Here is a 4,915-nt window from a genome sequence, read left to right as displayed (position 1 = left end):
ATCAGGAGGCAGAAGATACGGCTGAGACCGGTCAGACGGGATGAAGCTGCTCATCTCACCACCTTACAACCTTACCCCTTCACAGGGTACCCCAACCCGACAGGCTGCTAGCGAAGGGAGATGAGCACCCACGAGAGCTTCCAGACAGGCCGCTTAACCTCGGCCTTGGTTCGATCATCTGATTTCAATAACTGCTGGCCTGAGTTGACGAGATAGGTTGAAGCTTTTTGCAGACGAATGTGGGGCGAAAACCGTTTTTCTGGTTTTCGCCCTATGCTCTTGCTGAGCCATTTTGAGTGGCTGCGTTCGCAAGATGGCCAGAACTGATCAAACGACCGGGATGAAGGCGACTGCCGTATATCTGCTCTGTTTCTATTGAGCCGACATGCGGCTTCGGGGGGGAACCGGTCTGTCCGGTTCGGGATTATAATTTAAAACCCGGACATCTACTCGAAAGAGGAGGAAGATTAGACCCGGTTCGTCCAACGACATACAATTCATTTTTAAAGTGTTCAGGTGGGTGTGGAAAAGAAAAAATTCAGCTGCAAACACGGCGAAACTTACGGAGAGAAAGAGCAGAGATCTTATGCAGTGCCGGACGTGATTGCGAAAAGTGGGAAAGACGGCCCGCTCCTACCGTCTGGTTACCCAACCCCCAATTGATATAGGGGAAGAGAAGGCGCTTGTGTGTGGGCTGCCAACAGCCATTAAGGGTAAAGCGGAGCGCCAGCCTCAGTATACCTCACGGCTGCGCTTCGCGTCCAGTTCCTTTCCGAGGTCGAATTTGTCGCCCCAAGCGGTAAACCAGTAATCGTTGGCAAACTGAACAGATGCGAGGCTTTCTGCAGTCAAACCAACAATCTCGCCGATGATGCCCTTCGTGGTAGTGCTGATATAAGGACAGACCACGAGATCGAGCAGCATGATCAGTGTCTCCGCATCATTTGGACAATGAACCTTCATGTAATCGAGTTTGGCGATGATGTGCGCCTCTACGAAGACCTTCAACTTCCCATAACGAACCTTGTCTTTGATGTAGGACAGTAGGATCGTGATCGAAAAGTGATTCATAAAGCCCGATGGGCGAATATAATTCCCTGTACCCTCTTCCTCCTTGATCAGGAAATGCTCGAGAAGGACGGAAACCGGCAACCAATATTCTCGGCCGATCTGCGATAGGGAAATAAGCAGGTAGAGACTTTCGACCTCACGATGGACGCTCATTGTGTTTTTTTCGAGTTGTTGCATCACGTTATCGTGTACATACTTAAAGAGCAGGTGTTTAAGCTCGTATGGTAGGCCCTGCGCCTGTAAGAAGCCCACAGAGGTTGTGATCATTCTACAGAGGCGGATTGTGTGATTGACCTTCGGGCTCGCCGAGTAAGCGAAAAAAGCGAACTCCACGATCGCGAGCAGGGCACTGGAGAGGCACTTACGATCGCGATCTGATTTGTCACTCGCCACATATGCTTTGAAGAGCTTCTCGATTTTATTCTCGGCTATGGCGAAGGTGTAGTTCAGTAGATCACCATAGTTGACGCCCGCCTCCTTGATGGCAGCCTTGTACCGGGTAATCAGACGGTTCGCGTTTATGGCGCAGACCAACTTTTGCTTTGGTGGCTCGGAGAGAGCGTCCAGCGGCTCCTTCTCACAGACCGGATCGATCTCGTCATTCAGAAGGGTCGATATACGTTCTTTGGCGATTGTAATTTCGGTGATAATTGGCTTCTGATAATGCTTGATTTTAGCCGTATTGATGCTTAATTTTTTGGATCTGAGAATTTCTTGGAGTGTTTCGAATATCTTTAATTGCGCCGAATCTTCATTGTAGAAAACGAAGAAGTCATCCACATATCGGAAAATTTCGTAATCGATCTTGTGGATCAAATTTGCTCTCTCGGCCAGTTGCGTGATCAGTTCTGCATCAACTGACTGTAAAATGATCTCGGCGAAAATTCGGGAAAACTCTGGACCGATGACGATGCCGTTAGTCTCTTTGTGATTCAGATTTTGCATAAGGACATCGAATCTGCCCCCAAAGGTTCCCTTCGATTCCTCCAGACTGAATTTTGTCTGATCCTTGCCCAGAACAGCCCAAGGCAGCGAGTGAGTGTAGATGCTGTCAAAGCACTTGCTCACATCGATCTGGACCATCGCATCGTATTTTTTCTCGCTGCGATGATATTTATACGACTCAAAGAAGCGATGGATGTTCCGGTATTTCCGGTAAACGAAATAGGAGCCGAGTTGTTCGTACTCCCGGTCGTCCTCCTCCAGCCCCGCAACGGCATCGAGACGCTCTTCATGGAGCTTGTCCTTGAAGTAAGCGTAGCGCGACACCGACACCGGACGGCGGATCGAGAACTCGCTAACAGACGTGTGGTATATGATCAACGCGCTGTGCGTTGCGTAGAAGCTTGCGACAGCGACCTGATTGCGCGGGTGGACGACGCTCAGCGTGCGTCCATCAAGGTTATGTGAGACACGGAAATTGAACGGGATGGTCGTCATCTGGCATTTGCCGATGGATACGGAGCGGCGCGTTTTCTGCTTGCCCCATTCAGTTACAACCTCGGCCGCAATCACAGTCGTGGCCTTGATCCCGAACAGTAGCCGCATCGTGTGATCGAGATCGGTCGTCTCGCAAATCCAACGTAATTCGCCTTTTTCGATCTCAACGCTGTTGTCCCTCAAGAAACGATAATAGCCACGATTGGAGAATGTCGGAGGCACCTCGAACGGCAGCATGTCCGTAAGGACAGACCTTTGCTTTCGGTGGGTGAGCGAGACGCGGCGCTTAACCATGTTTCCACGCCCTCACGATCATCTGCAGCTCTTTCGTACTGAAATTATGGTACCGGCGTTGTTGGAAGCCCGTGGTGAATTTGAGCTTTTTCAGCTGCTTTTGCAGGCTGGTCCGCTTGAGTTCGGCGATGCGGGTCTTGAGCCGCTTATCAAGGATTTCGAAGCTCGACAGGTCGGTCGCAATCGAGTTGTTGTAGTATATACCTGTAACTGCGCGTGACTTACTGTTGGAAAGGCGGGTGTTGCCCGTGAGGAATTTTATGCGCCCGACCAGCTTTCTAAATGCACCTCTCGGGTTGACCGGCTTCTCACGCCAATAGTCCGCGAACGCAGCATTCATTCGCGCGCGATATTTCGCTATCTTAGAGCCCGATCCGAAAGTTTTTGAACAATACCAGCCTGTTGTGATTCATCCGTCTTTACGAAGAGATGGAGTGAATGGTGACATGGACTGGTATTGCCCGACGTGAACATAGCCGGGAAGGACTGCGATATCCATCGGATATGATGGACGGGGAATGGGCTTTGATCGTGCCATTTGTGCCCCCTGCGAAACGGGGCGGTCGCCCTCGCACGACTGATATGCGCGAGGTGGTCAACGCGATGCTCTACATAGCCTCGGCCGGGTGCGCGTGGCGCCTGCTGCCGAAATGCTTCCCGCCGGTCTCGACCGTCAGGCGCTATTTTTACGCCTGGCGTGATACCGGGTTGTTCGAGGTCATGAATACGGTGCTGGTCATGACCCTGCGCGAGATCGAGGGGCGTGAAGCCTCCCCGAGCGCGGGCGTGATTGACAGCCAGTCGGTGAAAACTACGGAAAGCGGCGGGCTTTCGGGCTATGACGCGGGCAGGAAGGTCAAGGGCCGCAAGCGCCATATCGTGACTGATACCTGCAGCTTCCTGATCTTTCTCCTCGTTCATGCCGCCGACATCCAGGACCGTGATGGGGCGGTTGATGTTCTGGCGGCAATACGCAGGCGCTTTCCCTGGCTGCGTCACATCTTCGCTGATGGCGGCTATGCTGGCGAGAAATTGCGATCCGCGCTCGCCTCCATGGGAAAATGGACGATCGAAATCATCAGGCGGCCCGATACGGCGAAGGGCTTTCAGATCCTGCCGCGCCGCTGGGTGGTTGAACGGACATTCGCCTGGCTGGGACGGTGCAGGCGGCTCGCCAAAGATTGGGAAAAGTCCATTGCTTCCTCAACCGCATGGACATTGATCGCCTCGATCCGCATGCTCACACGACGGACAGCAAGGCATTATCAAGCTTGAAAAACTTTCGGATCGGGCTCTTAGCCGCGCTCGGGCTGATTTCGCACTGGCCCGGTTTAAGGTGAAAGCGATAACCTAGGTACTCGAATTTTTTCGGATCGGTGTTGGCCAGCGTGAATTCCGAGGTTTTTGTCGCGTTGTGCGTAAGCCCGTTGTCACCGAAGATCGTGATGATCAGTTCCTTGAACGAGCCAAGGTTTTTGCCAGCGGACGGTCGCGCAAACACGGCCATGATGTCATCGACAAACCGACAATACAGAACCAAGCCGGGGATCGCACGGATCGCCTTGTCCACTGGCCTCAGATACAGCTCAGCCATGTATGCGCTAATGCCCACCCCACGGGGAACGCCGGTCGGCGTGCCAGAAATCAAACCGTATGAGTCCAACACCTGCTTGATGTATTTCTTTGACGTGGGGCTCAATAGCTGGTCTCGCTCCAGCTTCTCGACTAGGCGCTTGCGGTCGATGCCCTCATAAAATGACGAGATGTCAGTGCGGACCAGTTCGAAAGGAAACTTGCTGTCGAGCATATCGCGAAGCTGGCAGACTAGGTCGTGACGGTTCGCCTGTTTAACACCGTAGATGCGATGGATGTTACGCTGGAGTTGCTTGATTACAAAGAAGGTCTCGGGCTCCGCGTCGATGCAGAAAACGGGCTTTCCCTTCGGCCCGGTCTTTTGGGAAAGGTTGATCTTGAAGCTCGACTTGAGGACCCGCTGGCTGATTGAGGTGGTCCCGTCCGTTCGGACAGTTTTGCGGGCTTGATAAGCTATACCCGGTTGTTGTTATGCCGCCCTTCTGACGGCGTTGCTGTTGGCCATCTGGTCCGGGGT

At 52.8% G+C, this 4,915-nt stretch carries 4 protein-coding genes; 1 reads left to right on the top strand and 3 read right to left on the bottom strand.

The window, feature by feature from the left end; all coding sequences use genetic code 11:
• Positions 1-732: 732 nt before the first annotated feature.
• On the bottom strand, positions 733-2,805 hold the full coding sequence (gene drt3b / locus GOB85_RS18325; protein ID WP_198912240.1) for an antiviral reverse transcriptase Drt3b: 2,073 nt from the start codon (positions 2,803-2,805) through the stop codon (positions 733-735).
• Complete coding sequence (locus GOB85_RS18320; protein WP_198912239.1) at positions 2,798-3,145, bottom strand: hypothetical protein; 348 nt, start codon at positions 3,143-3,145, stop codon at positions 2,798-2,800. Before GOB85_RS18320 ends, drt3b begins: the two co-directional genes overlap by 8 nt.
• Positions 3,146-3,243: 98 nt before the next feature.
• On the opposite strand from GOB85_RS18320, the gene GOB85_RS18315 reads away from it, so the two are divergent.
• Positions 3,244-4,080, top strand: a complete 837-nt coding sequence (locus GOB85_RS18315; protein WP_173578806.1) for an IS5 family transposase — start codon at positions 3,244-3,246, stop codon at positions 4,078-4,080.
• On the opposite strand, the gene drt3a is transcribed toward GOB85_RS18315, so the two are convergent.
• Entirely contained in the window at positions 4,046-4,774 is a 729-nt protein-coding gene (gene drt3a, locus GOB85_RS18310; protein WP_338422451.1) for an antiviral reverse transcriptase Drt3a, read from the bottom strand. The two genes, GOB85_RS18315 and drt3a, sit on opposite strands and share 35 nt — an antisense overlap.
• Positions 4,775-4,915: the final 141 nt, after the last annotated feature.

Origin of the sequence: Acetobacter fallax (assembly GCF_011516735.1) — a bacterium.
GTDB classification, from domain to species: Bacteria; Pseudomonadota; Alphaproteobacteria; order Acetobacterales; family Acetobacteraceae; genus Acetobacter; species Acetobacter fallax.
Note: the sequence above shows the minus strand (reverse complement) of the source record. Positions and strands in the feature narration are given on the sequence as shown.